1 protein-coding gene is annotated in these 753 nt (G+C 64.9%); it reads right to left on the reverse strand.

All coding sequences use genetic code 11. From position 1 onward, the window contains the following. Positions 1-141 precede the first annotated feature (141 nt). Positions 142-438 carry a DUF736 domain-containing protein gene (locus C7G61_RS42965; RefSeq protein WP_108523435.1) on the reverse strand — a complete coding sequence of 99 codons (297 nt, stop codon included), beginning with the start codon at positions 436-438 and terminating at the stop codon, positions 142-144. Positions 439-753 lie beyond the last annotated feature (315 nt).

The following is a 753-nucleotide window of genomic DNA, read 5'->3' on the forward strand; positions in this document are numbered from 1 at the left end:
GATTATGCGAAGCGGAGCATTATGCGGAGCGATGTCGTCTGAGCGCAGGTTTTCCGCGGGTTTCTGGCTCGCCGCGCTCCACATAATCCCGAGGGAAGAGCTGCGACGGCTCGGCGGGCGAGCCGTCGCAGCGGCGGTCGGTCAGCGCGACCAGACGAGGGTGTAGTCGGTCTCGCCCTTGAAGAGGTTGGCGTAGATCGGCGCCGGGAAGGACGGATCGTCGAGCTTGACCGAGTGATACTCCGTGTTCTCCTTCGAGGTGCGGCGCCACGCGGCCCCTATCTCGACGTTGCCCACCAGCACCCGCAGGTCCGGGGCCTTGTCGTTGGTCGACTCGTCGGCTGGGACGAGGCGGGCTTTGATGTTGAAGGCGAGAGTTTTGATGGTGCCGGCGAACACGCCGTCTTCGCTGCGGGTGAAGGTACCGATCTGGGCCATGATAATCTCCGTTTGCTGTTTCAAGCCCGCGACCATCGCGGCCTTGATGGCGATCCGAAGCCCCGGGACGGCCGACCCGCAGCCGTAAGGCCCGCAGCGCAGCGCAGGACGGCTGAAGGCAACTTGTTTGTCGCGCGAGGAAGCTGCGCAGCAGCGGGGAAAGAAGTTGCTGCAAGCCGTTGCGGGGATCAGGCCGGGAAGCGCAGCGACCGCATCCTGGGGCGTGATCCGACATCAAAAGGTCCGCGTGTTCGCAGGGCGGTACAGCATGAAGGAGATGCCGGCTCCAGAGCGCCGCCGCGGCGATGACTGTGA

It is taken from the genome of Bradyrhizobium algeriense (genome assembly GCF_003062295.1).
GTDB lineage: Bacteria > Pseudomonadota > Alphaproteobacteria > Rhizobiales > Xanthobacteraceae > Bradyrhizobium > Bradyrhizobium algeriense.